A 24,517-nucleotide genomic window follows, 5' to 3' on the forward strand; every position below is an offset into this window, starting at 1 on the left:
GGCGCGAAGGGGGGCGACTCCGGGGCGCATGCACATGAGTGCTCAGGGATGCTCAAGGGTGCCCAGGGAGCGCTCGGGGAGTGCTCAGGGGGCGCTCAGGGATTGCTTGCGAACAAAACGGAAATCCGGCGCCGAACCAACCGGAGCCGGATCCCCACCTCAGTGGGCCGAACGGCACACCCGAACTACGCGGCCCTACGCAGTCCGCCCTACACGGTCCGCCAGGGAAGCTCAGCCGTAACCCGTGTGGGCCCCCCGACCGGCGAGTCCACCACCAGAATCCCGTCCACCGCGTCCAACCGCTCGGCCAGTCCCGCCAGCCCGGACCCCCCGGAGGTGGTGGCGCCCCCCAGGCCGTTGTCCACGACCTGCAACATCAGCCGGTTCTCCACCCGCCACACATCCACGGCGGCCCATGTGGCCCGCGCATGCTTGCTGATGTTCTGCAGCAGCTCCGACACCGTGAAGTACGCGATCCCCTCGATCGCCGGCACCGGCCGCTCCTCGAGGTCGACCTGGACCTCCACCGGCACCGTGCACCGCGAGGCCACCGCAGACAGGGCCGCATCCAGCCCCCGGTCGGTCAGGACCGCCGGATGGATCCCCCGTGCCAGGTCGCGCAGCTCCTGCAGCGCCGTCTTCACCTCGCCGTGCGCCTCGTCCACCATCTGCGCGGCGGCGTGCGGATCCTCCGCCAGCTTCTCCTTCGCGAGGCCCAGATCCATGGCCAGGGCCACCAGACGGGCCTGGGCGCCGTCGTGCAGGTCGCGCTCGATGCGCCGCAGGTCGGCAGCGGCCGTATCGACGACGACACCGCGGTCCGACTCCAGCTCCACCACGCGTGTGGCCAGCCGCGACGGCCCGAGCAGGCCGTGCACCAGCAGCCGGTCCACCATCGTCAGCGCCCGTACGATCCAGGGCGTGGCCAGCGTGAACAGCAGGCCCACCAGTGCGGTGACCGTGATCTCGAAGGGGTTGTCGAGGTAGATGTGGTGGGTCTCGTCGCCGTACAGCTGAAGGCCGTCCTGACCGACGTACGCGGGGAACACCCAGAACCACAGCGGATACGTCAGCAGCGCCCAGCCGTACGCCCAGACGTTGAGGGCGACGACGAAGGAGAACACCGCCCACGGGAAGTGCAGCACCGCGTACAGCAGGGCCCGCCACGACGTCCCGCTCTTCAGTACGGCGCCCATCCACGCCATGAAGCCACGCCGCCGCATCCGCAGCGGCTCCGGGTCGGCCACCTCCAGGTCCAGCAGCGCACGCGCGCGTGCCCGCTCCAGCGCCCCGAACCCACGGCAGCCGACGAGCCCCGCCGCCAGCACCGGGACGCCGAGGAACGTCACCAGCAGTCCGGCGCCCAGCGACACCATCGTGATGGCGTACACGAACAGCACGATGCTGATCGGCAGACTCAGCAGCACGTACCCGAACTCGCGCCAGCTGCGTGCCTCGAACGGCGCCCGCAGCCCGGCCGGCAGCCGGTGCCGTCGCTCGCCGCCGTGCTCGGGGAGGCCGCGCTCGGGGTAACCGAGCCCGTGCCCGAAACCCTGTCCGTACTCCGTGGCCATCGGCGTCGTCCGTTCTCCTCGTCCTGTCAGCCCCGCCGCCGGGGCTGTGCCGTCGTACCTCCACCCTGCTCGACCGCAGGTCCGCGGACCATGGAGGCCGTCGGCGTCTCGAACGGGGGGTTTTCCCTACCCCTGCCCGACGTCTGCCCGGCGTCTACCCCTGCCCGGGGACGCGGTCCCGCCACGGCAACTCCGCCGTCACCGTCGTAGGACCACCCTGCGGTGACTCGATGACGAACAGGCCGTCCACGGCGTCCAGCCGGTCGGCGAGCCCGCGCATGCCCGTGCCGCCGTCGAGGCGCGCGCCCCCACGGCCGTCGTCCCACACCTGGATGAGCAGCCGGTCGTCCGACCGCCACACGTCGACCGACGCCGATTTCGCCCCGCTGTGCTTGCTGATGTTCTGCAGCAGCTCGGAGACGGTGAAGTACGCGATGCCCTCGATGGCCGCCACCGGTCTGGACAGCAGCTCGACGGTCACCTTCACCGGCACCGTGCAGCGCGAGGCCACCGCCGACAGCGCGGCGTCCAGGCCACGGTCGGTCAGTACGGCCGGATGGATGCCCCGGGCGAGATCCCGTAGCTCCTGCAGCGCCAGCTTCACCTCGCCGTGCGCCTCCGCGACCATCGTGGCTGCCGCGTCCGGATCCTCCAGCAACTTCTCCTTGGCCAGGCCCAGCCCCATGGCGAGGTTGACCAGCCGGGCCTGCGCGCCGTCGTGCAGGTCGCGCTCGATGCGGCGCAGATCGGCGGCGGCCGTGTCGACGACGACACCCCGGTCCGACTCCAGTTCGGCGATACGGCGCTCCAGTTCGTCGGAGGGCGACAGCAGGCCGCGCACCATCGCGCGGTCCGCGTTCGCCAGGCCCCGCGCGATGAACGGCAGCACCGGCCACAGCACGAACAGCGAGGTCAGCGTGATGGTGAAGGTGAGGATGCCCCAGGGCAGCCGGATGAAGTCGTACAGGATCGTGCGCCAGCCGACCGGGTCCTTCAGCGCCAGCCACAGCTGCGGGAAGAAGCCGTCCTTACCGCCGCGCAACGGCATCGGACTCGGCTCGTCCACCCGCACCCCGAGCAACGCACGCGCGCGTGCCCGCTCCAGCTTGCCCAGCTGCCGCGCGCCCATCAGCCCGGCCGCGAGCAGCGGGAACCCGATCACCGTCAAGGTCAGGAAGGCACCCGTGGACAGCACCACCACGACGTAGATGAAGCCGAGCAGCGACAACGGAAGGTTCGCCAGGAGATGCGCGATCTCCTTCCAGGTGTGCCGGTCGTAGGCGAAACGGGCGGGCGGCAGCGGGCGCTGATCGTTGCCAGACTGATCGTTGCCGGACTGCTTGCCGTCGGACTGCTCGCTGTCGGGCTGCTCGGAGGCGTCCCGCGAAGGGCTGGGGCGTTCGGTCATATGGGCTAGCGTGCCGCGCGGTGCGCCGCCGCGCCATGAGGCGGGCCGCCTCCGTCTACGGGGGAAATCCCCACCCCGCGACGGGGCCGGGCATCGGGCCGCGTGACCGGCCGGGCGCCGGGCCGTCGCATCTGCCGTCGCATCTCGAGGGGATCTCAACGTGTGACTGGCTGCTTACGGTGTCTTTAGCAGGGCCTAGACTCCCGTGCGTACAGATCGTCGAACAGCGGTGTTCACGAAATCACAAGCAGCAGGACACTGGTTCCAGGGACTGGTTCGGGTTCGAGTTCTGGTTCTGGTTCCGGGACCGGTCCTGGGCACCGGTCACGAGGTCAGGGAGCGAGGGGCGGACGTGTCGGAACAGACCGTCGTCGTCGCGGCGGATGGGCATTACGTCGTCGTCTCGGCGGACTACTTCCAGTCCTACTCGGTCGTCGGACTGCTGGCCGTAGTCGGCGTGCTGTTCGTCGCCGTCGCCTTCGGGGCGGGCCGCCTGCTGCGCCCCGTGGTCCCGACGCCGGAGAAGCTCCTGACGTACGAGTGCGGCGTCGACCCCGTCGGCGAGGGCTGGGCCCACACGCAGGTCCGCTACTACGTCTACGCCTTCCTCTACGTGATCTTCGCCATCGACTCGATCTTCCTGTTCCCCTGGGCGACGGTCTTCGCCGACCCGGGTTACGGCGCGGCCACGCTCGTCGAGATGTTCATCTTCCTCGGCTTCCTGGCCGTGGGCCTGCTCTACGCATACAAGAAGGGCGTCCTGGCATGGACGTGACGCCAGACACCGAAGGGCAGCCGGTTCTGCTGCCGGAGCCGAAGCGGCTGGGCGCGCTCGCCCGCCTCGCCCCGGAGCCGATGAAGGTGATCCTGAACTGGGGCCGCCGCTACTCGCTCTGGGTCTTCAACTTCGGCCTCGCCTGCTGCGCGATCGAGTTCATCGCCGCGTCGATGGCTCGCCACGACTTCATCCGACTCGGCGTGATCCCGTTCGCGCCCGGCCCGCGCCAGGCCGACCTGATGGTCGTCTCCGGCACGGTCACGGACAAGATGGCCCCGGCGGTGAAGCGCCTGTACGAACAGATGCCCGAGCCGAAGTACGTCATCTCCTTCGGCGCCTGCTCCAACTGCGGCGGCCCGTACTGGGACTCCTACTCCGTCACCAAGGGCGTCGACCAGATCATCCCGGTGGACGTGTACGTCCCCGGCTGCCCGCCGCGCCCCGAGGCACTGCTCCAGGGGATCCTGAAGCTCCAGGAGAAGATCGCGCGGGAGTCGCTGGGGGAGCGGTACGGCGCCGCGACGGCCCGGCCGTCCACGACGGCGCTGCAGAGTGGGCTGGTCAGGGCGCCGGGCGCGCCGAACGCCGGTGGTAGCGGTACTGGTGGTGGCACTGGCAGTGGTGGTGCCGACGCGGGGGAGGCCCACCGATGACGACGATCGGCTGGCTCTCGGCCCCCGTCGAGGACCTGTTCGGCCCCGAAGCCACGGCTGAGGAGTCGTACGAGGTCCTCACGGTCGACGTGCCCCCGACGTCCTGGATCGCGGCGCTGGAGACGGCCCGCGAGGAGCTGGGCTGCACCTACTTCGACTGGCTGAGCGCGGTCGACGAACCCGGCACGGGCTTCCGCGTCGCGGCCCACGTCGCTGCCCTGTCTCCGGTACGACGCCTGCTGGTCCGTACGACGGTCCCGCACGAGGCGCCGACGCTGCCCTCCGCGGTCGGCGTGTACGCGGGCGCGGCCTGGCACGAACGCGAGACACACGAAATGTTCGGCGTGGCGTTCACCGGCCACCCTGCCCTGGACCACCTGCTCCTCCCGGACAACTTCGAGGGGCACCCCCTCCGCAAGGACTTCGTCCTGGCGGCCCGCGTCGCCAAGGCCTGGCCCGGCGCCAAGGAACCCGGCGAGTCCGAACACGGCGGCCCCAAGCGCCGCCAGATGCTGCCCCCCGGCGTCCCCGACCCGAACGAATGGGGCCCACTGAAGGGCCAACTTCCCCCTGCCCCGGCCCGCCCGGCCAGGGGCGCGGGGCGCGCCGCGGGGGAACGTCCGGCGCGGGCGGCCGGCGAGCGGCCGGTGCGGCGTGCTCGTACGGCGGCGGAGGGTTCGGCGAGCCAGGGTGACGCGTCGGCGGCTGGGGCGACGGCGCCCGGAGCGGCGGCTGGTGGAACTCCGGCGGCGGGTGCGGTACGGCGTGCGCGTACCGCGGCAGGAGGTTCGGCAAGTCAGGAGGGGGCGGATTCGGCGGCTGGATCGCCTTCAGCCGGTGTGGCGCGGCGTGCGCGTACGGCGGCGGAGGGGCCGGGCGGCCAGGCTGCTGCCGGCGCCGAGCCCTCGGCGGAGACGGGCGCCCCTTTGGCGGGAGCCGACACGTCCCCGACCACGTCGGACACGCCGGCCGCGGCACGCGCGCGCGGCGTGAGTGAGGATTCGGCGAGCCGGCGGACCGAGGCGTCGGCGGACACGTCGGCTGACGGAGCGGGGGACGGGCAGGAGACGTCCGCGACCAGCACCCCACCGGCACGGCGTGCGCGCAGCGCGAGCGAAGGCACGGCATCGCAGCGCCCGGGAACGGGCACCACCCCCGCCGGCCCCCGCCGATCGCGCAGCGCCTCGCAGGGCTCCGCGAGCCAGCAGGCGGCCTCCGAAGCGAACGCGTCCGACGCGGCGGCCACCGACGCGGCGGCGTCCGATGTGGCGGCGTCTGAGAGGGCCGCGTCCGATGCGGTGTCGGCGGATGCAGCCGGCGACGCCGCTACGCCACCGACCACTCCCTCGCCCACCCCGTCGGCCACCGCGAAGCCCCCTGCGGCCCCCCGCAGCCCGGATGCCCCGTGGCACCACGCTCGCCCGGCCTTCGACGAGCCGGAACCCGCGCGAGGAGCCGAGCCCGCGCCGCAGCCCGAGCCTGAGCCGCAGCCCGAGGCCGAGTCGGTGTCGGAGACCGCGGTGAAGCCAAAGCCCGCCGCTTCCGCCGAGCGCGATGCATCGGAGGCACCGGGGCCGCAGCCCGACGCCGAGACCGAGCCTCACCCCGCGGCCGAGCCGCAGCCCGCGTCGCCCCCGGAACAGTCCGAACCCGGCGAGGCCACCGAAACTCAGCGAGCCGCCGGCGCCGCTCCCGCCCCCAAGCCCGGCGCGTCCGACTCCGCAACCACCCCCGAAGGCTCCGGAGCCTCCGAGAACTCCGAACGCTCCGACGACTCCGAAGCCCCCACCGACGACCGCACAGACCCCGCAGGAGGCCCGCAGTGAACGACGCGCTCGACGTCGCCCTGCGACTCCTGATCGTCTTCGTCGTCTTTCTCACCTTCCCCCTGATCGTCGGCCAGACCGAGCACAAGGTGATGGCCCACATGCAGGGCCGCCTCGGCCCGATGTACGCCGGCGGCTTCCACGGCTGGGCCCAGCTCGTCGCCGACGGCGTGAAGTTCGCGCAGAAGGAAGACGTCGTTCCGTCGGGCGCGGACCGCCGTATCTTCCAGCTCGCCCCCGCCGTGGCCCTCCTCCCGTACCTGCTCGTCCTCCTCGCCATCCCCATCGGCCCGGGCGACGGCGCGGTCGGCGAGGTCATCGACGCGGGCATCTTCTTCGTCCTGGCGGTCATGGGCGTAGGCGTCCTCGGCTCACTCATGGCCGGCTGGGCCTCCGCCAACAAGTTCTCCCTTCTCGGCGGCCTGCGCACCGCCGCCCAGCTCCTCGCCTACGAACTCCCGATGCTGCTCACCGCCGCCTCCGTGGCGATGGCGGCCGGCACCGTCTCCCTCCCCGGCATCCTCGACGCCTTCGAGTGGTGGTGGCTGCCCTGGCAGATCGTCGGCGCGATCGTCTTCTTCGTCGCCGGGCTGGCCGAGCTGCAGCGCCCGCCGTTCGACATGCCCGTCGCCGACTCGGAGATCATCTTCGGCGCCTACACCGAGTACACCGGTCTCCGTTTCGCTCTCTTCCTCCTCGCCGAGTACGCCGGAATCGTCGTCCTGTGCGGCCTGACCACCGTTCTCTTCCTGGGCGGCTGGCACGGCCCCTGGGGCGCCGACGGCCTCGGCTGGGTGTGGACCCTGCTCAAGGCGGCCGTCCTCGCCTTCATCGTGATCTGGCTCCGCGTCACCTATCCCCGCCTGCGCGAGGACCAGCTCCAGAAGCTCTCCTGGACCCTCCTCGTCCCCCTCTCCCTCGCCCAGATCGCCTTCACCGGCATCGTCAAGGTGGTGATCCAGTAACCATGGCTGCGCCTCTCCCGCCCTCCCGGTCCCGCATTCCTGGCAGTGGCCTGGCCAAGGGCCTGGCCGTCACCCTCCGCACGATGACGAAGAAGTCCGTCACCGCGCAGTACCCGGACACCCAGCCCGACCTCGCGCCCCGCACCCGCGGCGTGATCGGCCTGTTCGAGGAGAACTGCACGGTCTGCATGCTGTGCGCCCGCGAGTGCCCGGACTGGTGCATCTACATCGACTCCCACAAGGAGACGGTCCCGGCGGCGACCCCGGGCGGCCGCGAACGCAGCCGCAACGTCCTCGACCGCTTCGCCATCGACTTCTCCCTGTGCATGTACTGCGGTATCTGCATCGAGGTCTGTCCTTTCGACGCCCTGTTCTGGTCCCCGGAGTTCGAGTACGCCGAGACCGACATCCGCGACCTCACCCACGAGCGCGACAAGCTCCGCGAGTGGATGTGGACCGTCCCGGCCCCGCCCGCCCTCGACCCCGGCGCGGAGGAGCCCAAGGAGATCGCCGCCGCCCGCAAGTCCGCCGAGAAGCTGGCAGCCGCCCAAGCCGAGCCGAAAGAGCCGACCGAGCCGCAGGAGGGCGAGTCGTGAGCCCCACCCACGCCGCGCTGACCACGTCCGCCGACACGCACGGCTTTCTCTCCCCGACCGGCGTCGAGATCGCCTTCCTCCTCGTCGGCCTGGTCACCTTCGGCGCCGCGCTGGTCACCGTCACCACCCGGCAGCTGGTGCACGCCGCCCTGTGGCTGGTGGTCACGCTCGGCGGCCTCGCCGTCGAGTACCTCCTGCTCACCGCCGAGTTCATCGCCTGGGTGCAGGTCCTCATCTACGTCGGTTCCGTCGTCGTCCTCCTCCTGTTCGGACTGATGCTCACCAAGGCCCCCATCGGCCGCTCCCCGGACGCCGACTCCGGCAACCGCTGGGCCGCCCTCGCCGTGGCCCTCGCCTCCGCGGCCACCCTGATCTGGGTGGTCGTCGACGCCTTCCGCGCGACCTGGATCGACCTCGACGGCCCCGCTGCCGGCTCCACCAAGGCCACCGGCGAAAGCCTCTTCCAGAACTGGGTCCTCCCCTTCGAAGGCCTCTCCGTCCTCCTCCTCGCCGCCCTGGTGGGCGCGATCGTCCTGTCCCGGCAGGCGAAGGAGACCGCCACCGACCTGCCCGGAACCGGCGCCCGGGCGGGCAACCGCACCGTGGCGGGCGCGCCCTCGGCGACCGGCGTGCCCGCTCCCGCTCCCGCCGCCACCGAGCCCGGCGCCCCGAGCGAGAAGGAGCCGCGCTGATGCACCTCGCCTATCCCGCCGTACTCTCCGCCCTCCTCTTCTGCACCGGCCTGTACGGCGTCCTCGCCCGCCGCAACGCGATCCTGGTCCTGATGTCGGTCGAGCTGATGCTCAACGCCGTCAACCTCAACCTGGTCGCCTTCGACGTCTGGCTCAGCAAGGCCGCCGAGGAGACCCTGCACTCCGGCCAGGCCCTGACCCTGTTCACCATCACCATCGCCGCCGCCGAGATCGGCATCGGCTTGGCGATCGTCCTCGCCGTCTACCGCGGCCGCGGCACCTCGGACATCGACAAGCTCCGCGACACCGCCGAGAGCCACGACCCCGACGGCCCCGACCGCGACGCCTCCACGGCCATGCAGGCCGAGAAGGCTGAGGCCACCGCGTGACCACGACCACCCTCGCCGTCCTCGTCCCCCTTCTGCCGTTCCTCGGCGCCGCAGCCGGCCTGCTCCTGGGCCGCACGGCACCCGGCTTCGTCCGCCCGCTCGCCGTCCTGCCGACGCTCGCGTCTCTCGTGCTCGCCGCGGTGGTCGCCGTGCGCCAGGGCGGCGATCAGGCGATCAACGCCGCCACCGAACTCACGCCCACGGGCTCGGTCCCGATCGAACTCGCCCTGCACATCGACGGCTTCGCCGCGCTTGTCGCCGTACTCGTCGGCGTCGTCGCCACGTGCGTGCAGATCTACTCGACGGGCTACCTGCGCGAAGACCCGCGCTATCCCTCGTACGCCGCGCTCGTCTCCCTGTTCACCTCCGCGATGCTGCTCGTCGTCTACTCCGGCGACCTGATGGTGCTGCTGGTCGGCTGGGAGATCATGGGCATCTGCTCGTACTTCCTCGTCGGCCACTACTGGGAGACCCCGGAGGCCCGCGCCGCCTCCATCAAGGCCTTCCTGGTCACCAAGCTCGGTGACGTCCCCTTCCTCATCGGCCTGTTCGCGCTGGCCACCGACGCCGGGTCCTTCCGCATCACGAAGGTCCTCGGCACCGTCGCGAGCGGCGGACTCGACCACCCGACCCTGATCGCCCTGCTGCTCCTCGGGGGCGTGGCGGGCAAGTCGGCGCAGTTCCCGCTGCATACCTGGCTCCCCGACGCGATGGCAGGCCCGACGCCCGTCTCCGCGCTGATCCACGCCGCGACGATGGTCGCCGCCGGTGTCTATTTCGTCGCCCGTCTCCTCCCGGTCTTCGAGGCCTCCCAGGCCGCGATGATCGTCCTCGCAGTGATGGCCGCCGTCACGATGATCGGCTCGGGCCTCGCCGCGCTCGCCCAGGACGACATCAAGCGTGTCCTCGCCTACTCGACGATCGGTCAGCTCGGCTACATGACCGGCGCCCTCGCCGTCGCCGACCGCGGCGCCGCCGTCTTCCATCTCCTCTCACACGGCGCCTTCAAGGCGCTGCTGTTCCTCGCGGCCGGCGTGATCATCCACGCTGCCGGCACCAACTCGCTGGCGGCCATGTCCCGCATGACCCACCTGCGCAACCGCGTCCCCGACGCCTACTGGACGATGACCGTGGCGCTCCTCGCGCTCGCCGCGATCCCGCCGTTCAGCGGCTTCTTCTCCAAGGAGTCCGTCCTCGGTGCCGCCGAGCACGTGGCCACCGGCCACGCCGAGCGCGTCCCCGGCTCCGCGGGCTGGATGGTCCTCGTCGCCGGCCTGCTCACGGCCCTGCTCACCGCGGCGTACGCGATGCGCCTGTGGCTGCTGGCCTTCCGCGGCCGGGGCGCCGAGGCCCCCGACCACGGCAGGCAGCCGCTCACGATGACCGTGGTGCTGTGGGTGCTCGCCGTCCCCTCCCTCGCCGTCGGCGCGCTCGCCTACCGCGTGCTCCCCGATTGGTTCGACGGCCGCGACCTCGCCCCGACTCTCACCACCTCCGTCCTCAGCACGGGCGTGGCCCTGGTCGGCGGCATCGTCACCTACGCGGCCTGGCGGCACACCACGGCCATGGCGGCGCGTGTCCCGCTCGGCGCGGTCGCGGCTCATCCGGAGGGCGACGCCGCCAAGGTCGAGGCCGAGGCCATCGCCAGCCACGCGCCCGTGTACGGAGGAGTGGCCTACGCACCCGACCCGGCGGACCCCGGTCGACTGCTGCTCGGCCCGCTCCACCGCCACGCGGCCGTCGGCTTCCACCTCGACGCCGTGTACAGGGCGTTGTTCGTCCGCCCGGTCCAGGCCGGTGCGAGTCTCGTCCGGTTCCTCGACCGCGAGGTCGTCGACACCTATGTCCGTGGGGCGGGTGCCCTACCCCGCTGGCTCGGCATCGCCGTACGGCGCGCCCAGACCGGCAATGTGCAGACCTATGTGAGCGCGCTGCTCGCCGGCACCGTCGTCCTCGCGGTCGCCGCCGTCCTCGTCGCCACGGGAGCGTGAGCAGGCGTGATCGATATCAGCGAGTCCGTGATGCAGTTCCTTCTGGCGTTCGTGGTCGTCGGCCCGCTCCTCGGCGCGGTTGCCGCTCTCCTGCCGGCCCCGCCCGGGCTGAAAGGGAAGTCGCCCGACCAGGCGGTGCTGCGGCACGGTGTGACCGTCACCGGCGCGGTCCTCATCGCCGCGATCGTCCTCGCGCTCGGCTTCGACCACGACCAGCCGTCGAGGATGCAGGCCAGCACGGACATCAGCTGGATCCCCGCACTCGACGTGCGCATCCACCTCGGCATCGACGGCATCTCCCTCCCCCTTCTAGTACTGACCGCGCTGCTGACCTTCCTCTGCGCGCTCTACTCGTACTTCAAGCTGCCCTCGGGCCCGACCCCGAAGGCATTCGTCGCACTGCTGCTCGTCCTGGAGTCCGGCACCCTCGCCAGCTTCGCCGTCCTCGACCTGCTCCTCTTCTTCCTCGCCTTCGAGATGGTCCTCATCCCGATGTACTTCCTCATCGCCCGCTGGGGCGGCGAGGGCCGGGCCGAGGCCGCCTGGAAGTTCATCCTCTTCACGCTGCTCGGCTCCGTGGTCATGCTGCTCGGCCTGCTCCTGATCGGAATCAAGGCGGGCACATTCGACATGGTGGCACTCGCCACTGACAACGGCCGGTCGCTGACCACATCCGTGCAGGTCATCGCCGTTTTGGCGATCGGGATCGGGCTCGCGGTCAAGACACCGATGTGGCCGCTGCACAGCTGGCTGCCCGATGCTCACACCGCCGCGCCGACCGTCGGTTCGGTCCTGCTGGCCGGCGTCCTGCTGAAGATGGGTACGTACGGTTTCGTCCGAATCCTTCTTCCGATCGCCCCGGACGGCTTCGCCGACTTCGCGCCGTACCTCGCCGCGTTCGCCGTCGTCGGAATCATCTACGGATCCCTGGCCTGTCTGGCCCTCGCCAAGCAGGGCGCGAAGGGCGACCTCAAACGCCTCATCGCCTACTCCTCCGTCGGCCACATGGGCTTCGTGCTGCTCGGCATCGCGACGATGACCCCGACCGGCGTGAACGGCGCCCTGTTCGCCAACGTCGCCCACGGCCTCATCACCGGCCTGCTCTTCTTCCTGGTCGGCGCGCTGAAGGACCGCACGGGGACCACCGACCTCGACGCCCTCGCCGAACAGACCGGCGCCGCGCTCTACGGCAAGGCCCCACGCCTCGGCGGCCTGCTCGCGTTCGCCGCGGTCGCCTCCCTCGGACTGCCGGGCCTCGCCGGGTTCTGGGGCGAGATGCTCGCCCTGTTCGGCGCGTTCGAGCCCGCCGCTGAGCTCAGCCGCCCGGCCTTCCTCACCTTCATGGCGATCGGCGCCTTCGGCACGCTGCTCACGGCCGCGTACCTGCTCGTCGTGGTCCGCCGAGTCTGCATGGGCGCCGCACCGCAGGACGCTCCGAAGCTCGCCGACGTCCAGATGTACGAGTTCGCGGCCTGGACCCCGCTCGTCGCCCTCACCGTCGTCGCCGGACTGTGGCCGAAGACCCTCCTCGGCCTGACCGACCCGGCCGTGCAGCAGCTGCTCGCAGGAGGCACCCGATGAGCTCCCTTGCCCAGCCCCTGGCCGAGTCGGTGGTCCAGTCCGTCGACTGGCTCGCCATCGCGCCGCCCACCATCGCGGCGGTCGTCGGACTCGTCGTCCTCGTCGCCGACCTGTTCGTGGCGGAGAACAAGAAGGCCTTGCTCGGCTGGACATCCGTGGGCGGCCTGGCCGCCTCCGCGTTCCTCCTGCTGCCCCTCCTCGACGGTGACCGAGCCACCTTCTGCCTCACCGGCGCCCCCGACGTCTGCAGCTATACGGCCGACCGGTTCACCCTCGTCATCCAGTTCCTGGTCCTCGGCGGCGCCCTCCTCGCGGCCCTCCTGTCGGTCACCGCCCTCAAGGACGCCGACAAGGGACTCCCCGAAGGGGAGTTCTGGTTCCTGCTGCTCTCCTCCGCCGCCGGAGCCGCCCTGCTGCCGGCGTCCCGAGACCTCGCGACCCTCATCGTCGCCCTCGAGGTCGCCTCGCTCCCCGCATTCGCGCTGGTCGGCCTGCGCCACGGCGACCGCAAGTCCTCCGAAGCGGCCCTGAAGTTCTTCCTGTCCTCGGTCACCGCGACCGCCGTCAGCCTCATGGGCATCAGCTTCGTCTACGCCTCCACGGGGACCCTCTACCTCACCCAGATCGCCGACCGCATCCAGAACGTCGACGGACAGCTCCAGACCCTCACCCAGGCCGGAGTCGTCCTCACCCTGGTCGGCTTCGCCTTCAAGACGGCGGGCGTGCCCTTCCATTTCTGGGTGCCGGACACCTACGTGGGAGCGCCCCTGCCGGTCGCCGCCTACCTGTCGGTCGTCGGCAAGGCGGTCGGCTTCACCGGCCTGATCCTCGTCACAGTCGTCGCCCTCCCGTCGTACGCCGACGTCTGGGGCCCGGCCCTCGCGGCGCTCGCCGCCCTCACCATGACCGTCGGCAACGTCGGCGCCCTGCGCCAGCAGGCCACGCGCGCGTACAGCGCGGTACGCCTGCTCGCCTGGTCCTCCGTCGGCCAGGCCGGCTACCTCCTGGTGCCGATCGCGGCCGCCGCGTACTCTGACGACGGCGAGCGATCCATCGGCTCCACCGTCGCCTACGCCCTCATGTACGCCGCGGTGAACCTCGGCGCCTTCGCGGTGGCCGCCCTCGTCGGCCGTACGAAGCCCCTCAACCGCCTCAGCGACTACCGCGGCCTGTACGCGCGAAATCCCCTGTCCGCCCTGATCCTGGCCTTCTTCCTGCTCTGCCTCGCCGGGCTGCCGCCGGGCATCATCGGCCTCTTCGCCAAGGTCACCGTCTTCTCCGCCGCCGTCGACGCGGGCCTCGGCTGGCTGGCCGTCGTCATGGCCGTCAACGTCGTGATCGCGCTGTTCTACTACCTCCAGTGGACGGCCCTGCTGTTCCGCGCGCCCGAAGGCGAGCCCGTCAAGCACCTCGTCCCCGCGCCCGTGACCGCCACGATGGCCCTCACCGGCGTCGTCGGCATCGCCCTGTCGGGAGCCCCTCAGCTGATCCTGCGCTTCGCCGACACCGGGCTCTTCTGAGCCCTGGCGCACTTCCGTACGCGCGCGTGGGGCACTCGACTCCCACGCGCGTGTAGCCGCGCTCCGGCGCCCTCACCCGGACGGCGCACGCCCGCCGCCCCGCGCACCAGGGAACCCGTGGCCCTCGCCTGGCGTTGACCAGTACGGAAGGGTCCACTGGACGTGTCACCACGGCACCAGTGGCATCGGAGATCAAGCAGCAAAGGGTTCCCCTGCCGCACCACTTGGAGGGCGTACCGTGCACCGCCGGCACAACGGGCTCAGGACAGCAGTACTCCTCGGGGGACTGTCCGCACTCATCATCGTCATCGGCAGTTTCTTCGGCCGCATGGGGCTCGTCGTCGCGGTCCTGATCGCCCTGGGCACGAACGCGTACGCGTACTGGAACAGCGACAAGCTGGCGCTACGCGCGATGCGTGCCCGCCCGGTCAGCGAGTTCGAGGCACCGGGGCTGTACCGCATGGTCCGGGAGCTCTCCACCCAGGCCCGCCAGCCCATGCCCCGCCTCTACATCTCCCCGACGGAGGCGCCGAACGCGTTCGCGACGGGCCGCAACCCGCGCAATGCCGCCGTGTGCTGCACCGAAGGCATCCTGCGCATCCTCGACGAGCGCGAACTGCGCGGCGTCATCGGCCACGAGCTCAGCCACGTCTACAACCGCGACATCCTGATCTCGTCGGTCGCCGGCGCGCTCGCCTCGGTAATCATGTTCCTGGTCAACTTCGCCTGGCTGATCCCGATCGGCCGTTCCGATGACGACGACGGCCCCGGCCTCCTCGGCATGCTGCTGATCATGATCCTGGGCCCGCTCGCCGCCTCGCTCATCCAGCTGGCCATCAGCCGGTCCAGGGAGTACGAGGCCGACGCGTCCGGCGCCCAGCTCACCGGCGATCCACTCGCCCTCGCCAGCGCCCTGCGCAAGCTCGAGCACGGCACGAAGCAGCTCCCGCTGCCCCCCGAGCCCCGTATCGAGACCGCCAGTCACATGATGATCGCGAACCCCTTCCGCCCAGGCCAGGGGTTCTCCAAGATGTTCTCTACGCACCCGCCGATGTCGGAGCGCATCGCCCGGCTCGAGAAGATGGCAGGCCACCCGTGAAAACCATCCTGAACGTCATCTGGCTCGTCCTGAGCGGCTTCTGGCTGTTCCTCGGCTACTTGGTCGCGGGCCTACTGCTGTGCATCACCGTCATCGGCATCCCGTTCGGCATCGCGGCCTTCCGTATCGGCGTCTACGCCCTGTGGCCCTTCGGATACACCACGGTCGAGCGCCGCGACGCCGGAGCCCCTTCCTGCGTCGGCAACGTCCTGTGGCTGGTCCTCGCGGGCTGGTGGCTGGCCATCGGTCACATCGTCACCGGCCTTGCCCTGTGCGTCACGATCATCGGCATCCCGTTCGGCATCGCCAACTTCAAGCTGATCCCGGTGTCGCTGTTCCCGCTGGGTCGCGAAATCGTGTCGACGGACCAGCCGTTCGCGTCGCGCTGGTAGAGGCAGCGGGCGGGGTGTGGTGACCGCCGGTTTATCCACAACCCGGCGGTTGTCCACAGGCCGGACCGATTGTCAGTGGCGGCTTGCATCATGAACGCATGACCGAGATCGAGCAGTTGCTGACGAGGGTCGCGGACAAGGCACGCAACACCCGCCCGTGGGGCTGGCCTTCGCTCCCCGAGCCCGTGGACTCGACGACCCTGGCCCGAGCCGAGGCCGCCCTCGGCTTCCGTCTGCCCCCGCTGCTCGCCGACCTCTACCTGAGCATAGGAGACGGCGGATTCGGCCCCGAGTACGGCCTGTTGCCCCTGCTCGACAACCCTCCGGCCGGCGAGCCCGCCGCCGTCACGCAGTACCTCACCAACCGCGAGAGTGCCCGCGAGGACCCCGACTGGCCCTGGCCCGAAGGCGTCCTGCCGATATCCCACTGGGGCTGCGGGATGTACGCGTGCGTGGACTGCCGCAACCCTCAGTCCCCCGTCCTGCTCTTCGAACCGAACGCCGACGACGCCGACCAGGCGTGGTACGTGGACGCCCCGAGCCTCACGGACTGGCTGCGCGCCTGGGGCGAGGGCACGGGCTGGTACATGGAGATGAACGAGGGGATGGAAATGGCCCCTTGGGCCGACTTCCGCATACGGACGACGGCGGCACAGGAGTCCTGAGGGTGCGCGGACCGCCGGTCGGCGAGTGGACAGACGGGCCGTTGAGCGCATCGACAACAGAGTCTGCGAGTCCGTCAGCGTGTCAAGTGACCTGAGGTGCCGAGCGCGTTGAGTGCGTTGAGTGATCTGAGGGGCCGAGCGCACCGAACGACCTGATCGGCATCAAGCGGATCGACGGTCTTCGACCGGTCCCCGACGGCCGGCTGAGCGGACCGGGTCATGCCGCGTGGTTCGGCGGCACCGCCCGCCCGGTCCCGCAACTCTCAAGGCGCGCCAGCTGGACGACCTGCCCCAACCTGCCCCCACCCAAGCGACACGTAGGCGTGCGTCGGCCTACCTTCCCGGGGCACCCGACCGCTGCCCCGCCATCCACCGCCGTACGCCATACGCGAGCACCCCCACCGCCAGCACACCCGCACCGACCACAACCGAAACCCCCGGCAGCGAGAACGCCAGCACCGCGCACCCGAGAAGTCCCACCACCGGCACGACCCGCGCAGTCGGCGCCGAGTCGAGAGTCCAGGCCGAAGCGTTGGCCACCGCGTAGTACGCCAGCACACCGAAGGAGGAGAACCCGATCGTGTCCCGCACGTCCACCGTGGCGGCCAGGACCGCTACCACTGCCCCCACGGCCAGTTCGGCCCGATGCGGAACCTGGAAGCGCGGATGCACGGTTGCCAGGGCGCCGGGCAGATGCCGGTCGCGGGCCATGGCCAGTGTGGTCCGGGAGACGCCCAGGATCAGGGCGAGCAGCGAGCCCAACGCGGCGACGGCCGCGCCCACCCGTACCACGGGCACGAGTCCCGGTGCCCCGGCCGCCCGCACCGCGTCGGCCAGCGGCGCGCCCGCCTGCCCCAGGCCATCCGACCCCAGGACGGAAAGGACTGCCACCGCCACACACGCGTACACGGCCAGCGCGATGCCCAGGGCCAGCGGAATCGCCCGGGGGATGGTGCGCGCCGGGTCCCGCACCTCTTCGCCGAGGGTCGCGATCCGCGCGTACCCGGCGAACGCGAAGAACAACAGCCCCGCCGCCTGCAGCACCCCGCCCACACCGCCCGAGGCCCCGACGTCCAGACGCCCGGCATCGGACTCCCCGGACCCCAGACACACGACGACCACACAAGCGAGGACAGCCAGAACCACCGCCACGATCGCCCGCGTCAGCCAGGCGGACTTCTGGACGCCGCCGTAGTTCACCGCGGTCAGCGCCACCACGGCAGCGACCGCCACCGCGTGCGCCTGCCCCGGCCAGACGTACGTGCCCACAGTGAGCGCCATCGCCGCACAGGAGGCCGTCTTACCGACCACGAACGACCAGCCCGCGAGATACCCCCAGAACTCCCCGAGCCGTTCGCGCCCGTAGACATATGTGCCGCCCGAGGCCGGATACAGGGCGGCCAGTCGTGCCGACGACGTGGCGTTGCAGTAGGCCACCACGGCCGCGATCGCGAGTCCGAGCAGCAGCCCGGACCCGGCCGCGCCCGCCGCGGGCCCGAGCGCGGCGAAGATCCCGGCCCCGACCATCGAGCCGAGCCCGATGACCACGGCGTCCCCGACCCCCAGGGTCCGCCGCAGCTCGGAGGAGTCGGAGCTGGACTGCGTCATGGCCGGAACCCTACTGATCGCTGCAACCGAGGGGTGCCGCCGTGACGTCTTCTTCATCAACAGAGCACGAACAAGCGCGCCCGAAATCACAGTGCCGGGAAAGTGCAGGCACAGGGCGGAGGGGCAGGTTCACGGCATGACGATCATCAGCTGGATCATTCTGGGGCTGTTGGCCGGGGCCATCGCCAAGTTCCTGCTGCCGGGCCGCGACCCCGGCGGCTTCATCGGCACCACTGTCATCGGCGTCGCGGGCGCGTTCATCGGTGGCTGGATCTCGGCCCGCTGGCTGGACCACCCGATCACCAAGGACTTCTACGACGGCGCCACCTGGGCCGCCGCGATCGGTGGCTCCCTCGTGCTCCTGATCGCCTACCGCATCCTGTTCGGCCACTCGCGCAGCTGAGCGAGGCACGCACATCCCCGACCGCAGCCGGCAGGCGAGAAGGGTGGGCACCGCCGGGTGCCCACCCTTCCTCGTACGACGTCGCAGCCGGAGCCGGAGCTGTAGCCGGCTCGGATCAGCAGCTCACCGGTAGTTCACGAACTGCAGCGCGAAGTCGAAGTCATGGCCCTTGAGGAGGGCGATCACGGCCTGCAGGTCGTCGCGGCTCTTCGAGCTGACGCGCAGCTCGTCGCCCTGTACCTGCGCCTTGACGCCCTTCGGGCCCTCATCGCGAATGATCTTCGCCACCTTCTTCGCGTTCTCCTGGGAGATGCCCTCCTCGATCGACGCGAAGATCTTGTACTCCTTGCCCGAGAGCTGGGGCTCGCCCGCGTCCAGGGCCTTCAGCGAGATCCCGCGCTTGATCAGCTTGGACTGGAAGACATCGAGGACAGCGTTCACCCGGTCCTCGGAGTTCGCCTCCATCAGGATCTTTTCACCGGACCACGAGATCGAGGCACCCACGCCCTTGAAGTCGTAGCGCTGCGAGATCTCCTTGGCGGCCTGGTTGAGGGCGTTGTCGACCTCCTGCCGCTCGACCTTCGAGACGATGTCGAAACTGGAGTCGGCCATGTCCTGTGGCTCCTTGTATCGGGGTGCGTATGGCGTGCGTATGGCGTGCGTATCGGCGGGCGTGGGGGTGGCCGCCGAGCCGGGGCAGGCCCGGACCGCGTCCGGACAAGCCTAGCCACCCCTCGTCCCCCGGGCGGCGATCAATCGGGTGGCGAAGCACCCCTACCCATCGGGTATTGTTTACGTCGTTGCCAGGGAGCACCGCCAAAAAGCGGTTCGAACGGCAGCAAACCCGGCGGTGTGCCCGAGCGGCCAAAGGGAGCAGACTGTAAATCTGCCGGCTCAGCCTTCCCAGGTTCGAATCCTGGCGCCGCCACCCTTGAAAGCCCCTCCGATCTGCGGAAACGTAGAGCGGAGGGGCTTTCGCGTTCCCGGGTCACGCCCAGGGCACACTGACTGCATGGCCATGCGTCGCAGAAGTTGCCCCGAGTGCCGTCGTGAGATCGCCGTGGTCGCCGGTCGGTTCGCCCGGCACGATCCGCCCGGCGCACGGGAGAACGGGGAACTCGTGTCGTGTCCCGGATCGCGACGGTCGGCGCAACTGGGCGCTGCCCAGCCCGCATTGGACGGGTACGTCGTACCTGAGTTCCCCGGGCAGCTGCCGCTGTTCTGAAAGCCCCACCGGGCCCCACCGAGTCTCACCGGGCCCCACCGAGTCCCACCGGGGCCCCAGGGAGCCCGAAAGCTCGACCGGGCTCCGCCGATCCCCATCAGGCCCCCAGCCCCACCCCCCAGCCCCGCCCCCTAGGCACCAGCCCCTAGGCGCCGGCCCGCACATCCATCCGCGCCACCAGCCCCTCCGCGTCGAACCGGTACACGTGCTCGACCGTCTCCTGCGCCCACCGATCGCCCGACGCGTCACGCATCCCGGGCCGCACGGTCGCCACCACGGCCGTGCCGTCCTCGGCCGGGCGCAGCCCCTCCAGCCGTACGAGGGGATGCCCGGCGGCGAACTGCCGGGCCCAGTAGGCGCGTACCGCCTCGCGGCCATGGAGCCGGACTCCGTCCAGGACGTTCGGCCAGTCCACGTCGGGCGCGAGGCACCGTTGCATGAAGGCCTCTCGCTCGTCCGTCGAGAAGACCTCGTACATGCGCCGCAACAGTGCCTCCTGCGCGGCCGAAATCCCCTCCGGGCCCAACTTCAGTTCCCCGCCACCGACTTCACCGCCACCGACACCGGAGCCGACCCGCTGATCAGTTCCAGCGTCAGGCCGGCCGTCGCCGGGGTGTCGAGCAACTCCGCGAGTGCGGCGGCCACGTCGTCGCGCGGGATCGGGCCGCGGCCCGTGTGGGCCTCCAGGCGTACCAGGCCGGTTCCGGCGTCGTTCGTCAGCATGCCGGGGCGCAGGATCGTCCAGTCCAGGGCGTCCAGACCACGGACGTACTCGTCGGCCTCGCCCTTGGCGCGCAGGTAGACGTCGAAGACCTCGTCGCCCTCGTGCTTCGGGTCGGCGCCCATCGACGACACGACCACGAAGCGCCGTACGCCTGCCCGGACCGCCGCGTCCGCGAACAGGATCGCCGCGCCCTTGTCCACCGTGTTCTTGCGGCCCGCTCCGCTGCCCGAACCGGCGCCGGCCGCGAAGACCGCCGCGTCCGCGCCTTGCAGATGTTCCGCGACCTCCTCGACCGAGGCTGACTCCAGGTCCAGCAGGAGGGGTTCGGCACCGGCCTCCCGCAGGTCGTCACCCTGTTCGGCCTTGCGAATGATCCCCGCGACCTCGTCCCCACGCGCGGCGAGCAGCTGCTCCAGCCGCAGCGCGATCTGACCATGACCACCAGCAATGACAATGCGCATGTTTCCGACCGTACGCCCGGATGGCCGCATCCGCCGCACGACTTCAGCCACGCCTCACATCCCCACAGACGCGCACCTTACGCACAGACGCGGGGCGCACGAGCCGGCCGGCGTATCCCTACGCGCGCCAACCCGCTCCCTGCCCCTCCACTGGGCTCAAGCACGCGCGTCAAGCACATGTGCCCACGCGCCTCACGACACCTCCCCCCGCCCTTGCCGCGGCAATCCCAACTCCGCCGCCACGGCCGAGTTGCAGTACTCCCGCACCGCGCTCGTCCGCGCCACCACGCGCCCCCGGTGCACCACGATGCGGCTGTACGCCAGCGACAGCGCCCCCGCCAGCCGGTCCCCCCGCACCGCGAGCAACTCGGCCGGGAATCCCGCCTCCACCCGTACCTCGGGCAGGCCCAGCACGGCACGCGCCGACACGCTCACGGCGTCGTACGCGTCTTCGGGTCGCAGTCCGTGGCGCGAGGACAGCAGATAGGCGGCCTCCAGCGGGTCGCCGCGGCCCACCGGGTTCGACACGTCCCGCAGGGCGCCGCTTCCGGCCGCGAGCCGTACGCCGGCCGCGCGCAGCAGTCGTACGGGCGCCGTGGCCCGCCGCTCCGCGCCCCCGCAGCCGCCCTGCGGCAGGCACACCACCGTCACCCCGGCCGCCGCGAGCTGGTCCGCGGTGCGGGAGGCCAGCTGGGCCGGCAGGCGCCCCAGGCCGCCGCACGGGCCGAGCGTCACGCCGGGGCGCAGCCCGCCGGCCATCGCGGCGAGGCGGGCCAGGCGGGCCGGGTCGGTGGCGTCGGTGTGCAGGTCGACGGGGCAGCCGTGCTCGGAGGCGACCTCCAGGACCGCTTCCACGTAACCCGTCGGATCCGGGTCCAGGTCGGGGCAGCCGCCGACGACGTTCGCGCCCATCTTCAGCGCGTCCCGCAGCATCGCGAGCCCCTCGGCCCCCGCCGCCCCGGTCAGCAGCCGCGGCATCGCCACCGTCGTCAACTCGGTGAGCCCGCGCAGCGAACGCCGGGCCTGCAGTACGGCGGCCAGTGCGCCCAGCCCCTGAACGTCGCCCACGCGCACGTGTGCCCGTAGCGCGGTCGCCCCGTGCCCGAGCTGGAGCAGGGCGGCCTCGGTGGCCCGGCGCTGGACGTCCTGGGGGTCGTAGGAGACCGGCCCGCCCTCGTCGGCGGAGAGCGCGGTGTCGCCGTGGGCGTGCGCTTCGGCCGGGGCCGGCAGGAGCAGATAGCCGCCGAGGTCCACGCGAGCGCCGCACGCGCGCGTGTCGCCCGCCGCCAGGCTCCCGGCCGTGCCGACCGCCTCGATGCGCCCACCGCCCAGCCGTACGTCCACGGTCCGGCCGTCGGTGAGCCGCGCCCCGCACAGCAGCAGAGCACCCGGGTCGGTCGGGCCGGACGAACCCGACGAGGACGACGAGTGGGGCGGCTGGGACTGACTCTCGGGCATCGCGTTCCAGGGGCTCGGGGCTGCGCATCGGGGGCTGCGGGAACGGTGCTGGGTACTGCGCCGGGCACGCAAGATCACGCAGAGTGAGACGAGCCTAGGGTGGTGATCCTGCACTGGCGTGCAGGAGCGCAATAGTCGTACCGGTGTGGCCCGTCGAACGGGAGCCCCGTCCGCGGTGCCGCAGTGGCCTGCGAGGCGTCTGTGCGGTCAGCCGATCGGCCGCAGGGAGAGGTCGCGAAACGGATTTGGGTGAACGGCAGCCGAGCGTGTAATGTCTTCATCGCTCGCCCCAATAGCTCAGTCGGTAGAGCGTCTCCATGGTAAGGAGAAGGTCTACGGTTCGATTCCGTATTGGGGCTCTGGTGTGAAAGGTTCCCGCCGCGAGGCGGGAGCCGATCGCATCACAGCGGTGTAGCTCAGTCGGTAGAGCAAGCGGCTCATAATCGCTGTGTCACCGGTTCAAGTCCGGTCACCGCTACTGACAGTAGCCGATTGTGGGGTCGGTCCTTCGATCGGCTACTCTTTTATGCATTAAACCTGTCCCATCCGTTCGTCAAGGAGCACTCACGTGGCTGCCACCGACGTCCGCCCGAAGATCACGCTGGCCTGCGTGGAGTGCAAGGAGCGGAACTACATCACCAAGAAGAACCGGCGTAACAACCCGGATCGCCTTGAGATGAAGAAGCACTGCCCGCGTTGCAACGCGCACACCGCGCACCGCGAAACGCGATAAATCAGGCTCGTACACGAGGCCGCCCCCGCAGTTGGGGGCGGCCTCGCGTCGTTTCCATCCCGGTTACCGGCCGGTTCCGGCCGACTCATGGCGGATCGGCCAGGCGAACCAGCAGGCCAACCGCAGCAGACAGCAGGAGGTGCCGAGCCATGGCGCTCGACCAGTCCTTCGTGGGGCGGAGCTACCCGCCCACCGACCCCTATGAGGTGGGGCGGGAGAAGATCCGTGAGTTCGCGGAGGCCGTGGGGGACACCAACCCGGCGTACCTGGACCCGGAGGCCGCCAAGGCGCTCGGCCACTCCGACGTGATCGCCCCGCCGACCTTCGTCTTCGCGATCAGCTTCAAGGCCGCGGGACAGGTCATCGCCGATCCCCAGCTGGGCCTGGACTACAGCCGGGTGGTGCACGGCGACCAGAAGTTCGCGTACACCCGTCCGGTGCGCGCAGGCGACCGGCTGACCGTCACCTCGACCATCGAGGCGATCAAGTCCATGGCGGGCAACGAGATCCTGGACATCCGCGGTGAGGTCCACGACGAGGCGGGGGAGCACGTCGTGACCGCCTGGACGAAGCTCGTCGCCCGTGGGGCGGACTCCGAAGACGAGGGGGCCTGACCGATGACGGCGAAGATTGCGTACGGCGACGTCGAGGTCGGCGTCGAACTGCCCGCCCAGACCTTTCCCGTGACGCGCGCCACGCTCGTCCAGTACGCGGGCGCCTCCGGTGACTTCAACCCGATCCACTGGAACGAGAAGTTCGCCAAGGAGGTCGGGCTGCCCGACGTCATCGCGCACGGCATGTTCACCATGGCCGAGGCGATCCGTGTGGTCACCGACTGGACCGGGGACCCGGCCGCGGTCGTCGAGTACGGGGTCCGCTTCACCAGGCCCGTCGTCGTGCCGAACGACGACCAGGGTGCCACGATCGAGGTCAGCGGCAAGGTCGCGGCCAAGCTCGACGACAACAAGGTCCGCGTGGACCTGACCGTGAAGAGCGCCGGCCAGAAGGTGCTCGGGATGTCGCGGGCGGTCGTACAGCTGGCGTGAATGTCGAAGTGACCGGCACGCGCGTGCCGTGAGGTAAGGGGCGTTCTCCATGGTGGGGCGCCCCTTACTTGTTTCGCAGCAGCCCAGAGTCGTTCGCGGCAGCCCCGGCTCCTTGACTTAGTTAGTGATTGAGTACTAACTTCGACTCATGGTCAGGATGAGCGCAGAAGAGAGGCGCGAGAGTGTCATCCGCGCGGCGACGACCGAGTTCGCCCGCGGGGGGTACTACGGCACGTCGACCGAGGCGATCGCCAAGCGGGTCGGTGTCTCGCAGCCGTATCTCTTCCGGCTCTTCCCGGGCAAGAAGGCGATCTTCCTGGCGGCGGCCGAGCGCTGCGTGGAGGACACCACCCGGATGTTCGAGGAAGCCTCCGAGGGGCTGGAGGGCGAAGAGGCCCTGCATGCCATGGGTGACGCGTACCGGAAGGTCGTCTCGGAACAGCCCGAGCGGCTGATGATGCAGATGCAGATGTACCTCGCCGTGGCGGCCGCCGAGCAGGAGGGTGACCACGAGTTCGGCGAGGTCGTGCGCGCCGGCTGGATGCGGCTGTGGGACACCGTCCATATCCCGCTGGGTGCGGACGTCGACGGGACGACGTCCTTCATGGCGTACGGCATGCTCATCAACTGCCTGGTAGCCATGGGTTTTCCGCCCGAGCACCGTGTCTGGGCGGGGATGGGCCCGCCGGAGGGGGCTGAGGGGTCGTCGTAGGGGGAGGGGGGCGAGGCT

General features: G+C 70.7%; 26 protein-coding genes and 3 tRNA genes. 22 read left to right on the top strand and 7 right to left on the bottom strand.

The features are described 5' to 3' along the window. Window positions 1–209: 209 nt before the first annotated feature. Both AB5J49_RS28340 and AB5J49_RS28345 read right to left on the bottom strand, forming a co-directional pair. Window positions 210–1,574 (bottom strand): sensor histidine kinase, encoded by a 1,365-nt coding sequence (locus AB5J49_RS28340; protein WP_369171622.1) that lies wholly within the window; start codon window positions 1,572–1,574, stop codon window positions 210–212. A gap of 154 nt (window positions 1,575–1,728) precedes the next feature. Continuing rightward, window positions 1,729–2,982: a sensor histidine kinase gene (locus tag AB5J49_RS28345; protein ID WP_369171624.1), complete on the bottom strand. Its 1,254-nt coding sequence runs from the start codon at window positions 2,980–2,982 to the stop codon at window positions 1,729–1,731. A 352-nt stretch (window positions 2,983–3,334) separates the two neighbouring features. Between AB5J49_RS28345 and AB5J49_RS28350 the strand changes: the two genes are divergently transcribed. From AB5J49_RS28350 to AB5J49_RS28410, 13 genes are all read left to right on the top strand, one after another. Continuing rightward, on the top strand, window positions 3,335–3,757 hold the full coding sequence (locus tag AB5J49_RS28350; protein WP_369171626.1) for an NADH-quinone oxidoreductase subunit A: 423 nt from the start codon (window positions 3,335–3,337) through the stop codon (window positions 3,755–3,757). After that, entirely contained in the window at window positions 3,748–4,413 is a 666-nt protein-coding gene (locus AB5J49_RS28355; protein WP_369171628.1) for an NADH-quinone oxidoreductase subunit B, read from the top strand. The genes AB5J49_RS28350 and AB5J49_RS28355 overlap by 10 nt, the downstream gene beginning before the upstream one ends. Beyond that, the gene (locus tag AB5J49_RS28360) at window positions 4,410–6,239 is read left to right on the top strand and encodes an NADH-quinone oxidoreductase subunit C (protein ID WP_369171629.1); all 1,830 of its coding nucleotides are present in this window, start codon (window positions 4,410–4,412) and stop codon (window positions 6,237–6,239) included. The genes AB5J49_RS28355 and AB5J49_RS28360 overlap by 4 nt, the downstream gene beginning before the upstream one ends. Then, a complete protein-coding gene (locus tag AB5J49_RS28365) occupies window positions 6,236–7,204 on the top strand; it encodes an NADH-quinone oxidoreductase subunit H (RefSeq protein ID WP_369171630.1) in 969 nt (322 codons plus the stop codon). Before AB5J49_RS28360 ends, AB5J49_RS28365 begins: the two co-directional genes overlap by 4 nt. A gap of 2 nt (window positions 7,205–7,206) precedes the next feature. Further along, window positions 7,207–7,800, top strand: coding sequence for an NADH-quinone oxidoreductase subunit I (locus AB5J49_RS28370; protein ID WP_369171631.1), 594 nt, complete (start codon window positions 7,207–7,209; stop codon window positions 7,798–7,800). Beyond that, window positions 7,797–8,492 carry an NADH-quinone oxidoreductase subunit J gene (locus AB5J49_RS28375; protein ID WP_369171633.1) on the top strand — a complete coding sequence of 232 codons (696 nt, stop codon included), beginning with the start codon at window positions 7,797–7,799 and terminating at the stop codon, window positions 8,490–8,492. The genes AB5J49_RS28370 and AB5J49_RS28375 overlap by 4 nt, the downstream gene beginning before the upstream one ends. Next, window positions 8,492–8,881: an NADH-quinone oxidoreductase subunit NuoK gene (nuoK, locus tag AB5J49_RS28380; protein ID WP_369171634.1), complete on the top strand. Its 390-nt coding sequence runs from the start codon at window positions 8,492–8,494 to the stop codon at window positions 8,879–8,881. The genes AB5J49_RS28375 and nuoK overlap by 1 nt, the downstream gene beginning before the upstream one ends. Then, window positions 8,878–10,872, top strand: a complete 1,995-nt coding sequence (locus AB5J49_RS28385; protein ID WP_369171636.1) for an NADH-quinone oxidoreductase subunit L — start codon at window positions 8,878–8,880, stop codon at window positions 10,870–10,872. The genes nuoK and AB5J49_RS28385 overlap by 4 nt, the downstream gene beginning before the upstream one ends. A 6-nt stretch (window positions 10,873–10,878) precedes the next feature. Further along, window positions 10,879–12,453, top strand: coding sequence for an NADH-quinone oxidoreductase subunit M (locus tag AB5J49_RS28390; protein ID WP_369171637.1), 1,575 nt, complete (start codon window positions 10,879–10,881; stop codon window positions 12,451–12,453). Further along, entirely contained in the window at window positions 12,450–13,973 is a 1,524-nt protein-coding gene (locus tag AB5J49_RS28395) for an NADH-quinone oxidoreductase subunit N (RefSeq protein ID WP_369171639.1), read from the top strand. The genes AB5J49_RS28390 and AB5J49_RS28395 overlap by 4 nt, the downstream gene beginning before the upstream one ends. A gap of 238 nt (window positions 13,974–14,211) precedes the next feature. Further along, entirely contained in the window at window positions 14,212–15,072 is an 861-nt protein-coding gene (gene htpX, locus AB5J49_RS28400) for a zinc metalloprotease HtpX (protein ID WP_369171641.1), read from the top strand. After that, entirely contained in the window at window positions 15,069–15,464 is a 396-nt protein-coding gene (locus AB5J49_RS28405; protein WP_369171642.1) for a YccF domain-containing protein, read from the top strand. Before htpX ends, AB5J49_RS28405 begins: the two co-directional genes overlap by 4 nt. Window positions 15,465–15,562: 98 nt before the next feature. Next, a complete protein-coding gene (locus AB5J49_RS28410) occupies window positions 15,563–16,129 on the top strand; it encodes an SMI1/KNR4 family protein (protein ID WP_369171643.1) in 567 nt (188 codons plus the stop codon). A gap of 333 nt (window positions 16,130–16,462) precedes the next feature. On the opposite strand, the gene AB5J49_RS28415 is transcribed toward AB5J49_RS28410, so the two are convergent. After that, window positions 16,463–17,737, bottom strand: coding sequence for an APC family permease (locus AB5J49_RS28415; RefSeq protein WP_369171644.1), 1,275 nt, complete (start codon window positions 17,735–17,737; stop codon window positions 16,463–16,465). A 136-nt stretch (window positions 17,738–17,873) separates the two neighbouring features. Here AB5J49_RS28415 and AB5J49_RS28420 point away from each other — a divergent pair, with 136 nt between their 5' ends. After that, on the top strand, window positions 17,874–18,140 hold the full coding sequence (locus AB5J49_RS28420) for a GlsB/YeaQ/YmgE family stress response membrane protein (RefSeq protein WP_274242149.1): 267 nt from the start codon (window positions 17,874–17,876) through the stop codon (window positions 18,138–18,140). Window positions 18,141–18,263: 123 nt separating this feature from the next. Here the strand turns inward: AB5J49_RS28420 and AB5J49_RS28425 are convergent, their stop codons facing one another. Next, window positions 18,264–18,752: a YajQ family cyclic di-GMP-binding protein gene (locus tag AB5J49_RS28425; RefSeq protein WP_369171645.1), complete on the bottom strand. Its 489-nt coding sequence runs from the start codon at window positions 18,750–18,752 to the stop codon at window positions 18,264–18,266. A 234-nt stretch (window positions 18,753–18,986) separates the two neighbouring features. Between AB5J49_RS28425 and AB5J49_RS28430 the strand changes: the two genes are divergently transcribed. Both AB5J49_RS28430 and AB5J49_RS28435 read left to right on the top strand, forming a co-directional pair. Then, window positions 18,987–19,068, top strand: a tRNA-Tyr gene (locus tag AB5J49_RS28430). Window positions 19,069–19,152: 84 nt separating this feature from the next. Then, window positions 19,153–19,365, top strand: a complete 213-nt coding sequence (locus AB5J49_RS28435) for a hypothetical protein (protein WP_369171646.1) — start codon at window positions 19,153–19,155, stop codon at window positions 19,363–19,365. A gap of 145 nt (window positions 19,366–19,510) precedes the next feature. On the opposite strand, the gene AB5J49_RS28440 is transcribed toward AB5J49_RS28435, so the two are convergent. The 3 genes from AB5J49_RS28440 to AB5J49_RS28450 all read right to left on the bottom strand — a co-directional run bounded on the left by AB5J49_RS28440 (window position 19,511) and on the right by AB5J49_RS28450 (window position 22,008). Beyond that, the gene (locus AB5J49_RS28440) at window positions 19,511–19,843 is read right to left on the bottom strand and encodes a nuclear transport factor 2 family protein (RefSeq protein ID WP_369175291.1); all 333 of its coding nucleotides are present in this window, start codon (window positions 19,841–19,843) and stop codon (window positions 19,511–19,513) included. Between the two features lie 50 nt (window positions 19,844–19,893). Next, entirely contained in the window at window positions 19,894–20,550 is a 657-nt protein-coding gene (locus AB5J49_RS28445) for an SDR family oxidoreductase (protein WP_369171647.1), read from the bottom strand. A 192-nt stretch (window positions 20,551–20,742) separates the two neighbouring features. Next, a complete protein-coding gene (locus AB5J49_RS28450; protein ID WP_369171648.1) occupies window positions 20,743–22,008 on the bottom strand; it encodes a hydrolase in 1,266 nt (421 codons plus the stop codon). A 286-nt stretch (window positions 22,009–22,294) separates the two neighbouring features. Between AB5J49_RS28450 and AB5J49_RS28455 the strand changes: the two genes are divergently transcribed. The 6 genes from AB5J49_RS28455 (at window position 22,295) to AB5J49_RS28480 (ending at window position 24,499) form a co-directional block, all read left to right on the top strand. Further along, window positions 22,295–22,367 (top strand) — tRNA-Thr (locus AB5J49_RS28455). 46 nt (window positions 22,368–22,413) lie between these two features. Continuing rightward, window positions 22,414–22,486, top strand: a tRNA-Met gene (locus AB5J49_RS28460). 90 nt (window positions 22,487–22,576) lie between these two features. Further along, window positions 22,577–22,741 (top strand): 50S ribosomal protein L33, encoded by a 165-nt coding sequence (rpmG, locus tag AB5J49_RS28465; RefSeq protein WP_003948671.1) that lies wholly within the window; start codon window positions 22,577–22,579, stop codon window positions 22,739–22,741. 149 nt (window positions 22,742–22,890) lie between these two features. Next, window positions 22,891–23,355: a MaoC family dehydratase N-terminal domain-containing protein gene (locus AB5J49_RS28470; protein WP_369171650.1), complete on the top strand. Its 465-nt coding sequence runs from the start codon at window positions 22,891–22,893 to the stop codon at window positions 23,353–23,355. A gap of 3 nt (window positions 23,356–23,358) precedes the next feature. Beyond that, a complete protein-coding gene (locus tag AB5J49_RS28475; protein WP_369171651.1) occupies window positions 23,359–23,787 on the top strand; it encodes a MaoC family dehydratase in 429 nt (142 codons plus the stop codon). Window positions 23,788–23,935: 148 nt separating this feature from the next. Beyond that, complete coding sequence (locus AB5J49_RS28480) at window positions 23,936–24,499, top strand: TetR/AcrR family transcriptional regulator (RefSeq protein WP_369171653.1); 564 nt, start codon at window positions 23,936–23,938, stop codon at window positions 24,497–24,499. Window positions 24,500–24,517 lie beyond the last annotated feature (18 nt).

Source organism: Streptomyces sp. R28 (assembly GCF_041052385.1).
GTDB lineage: Bacteria > Actinomycetota > Actinomycetes > Streptomycetales > Streptomycetaceae > Streptomyces.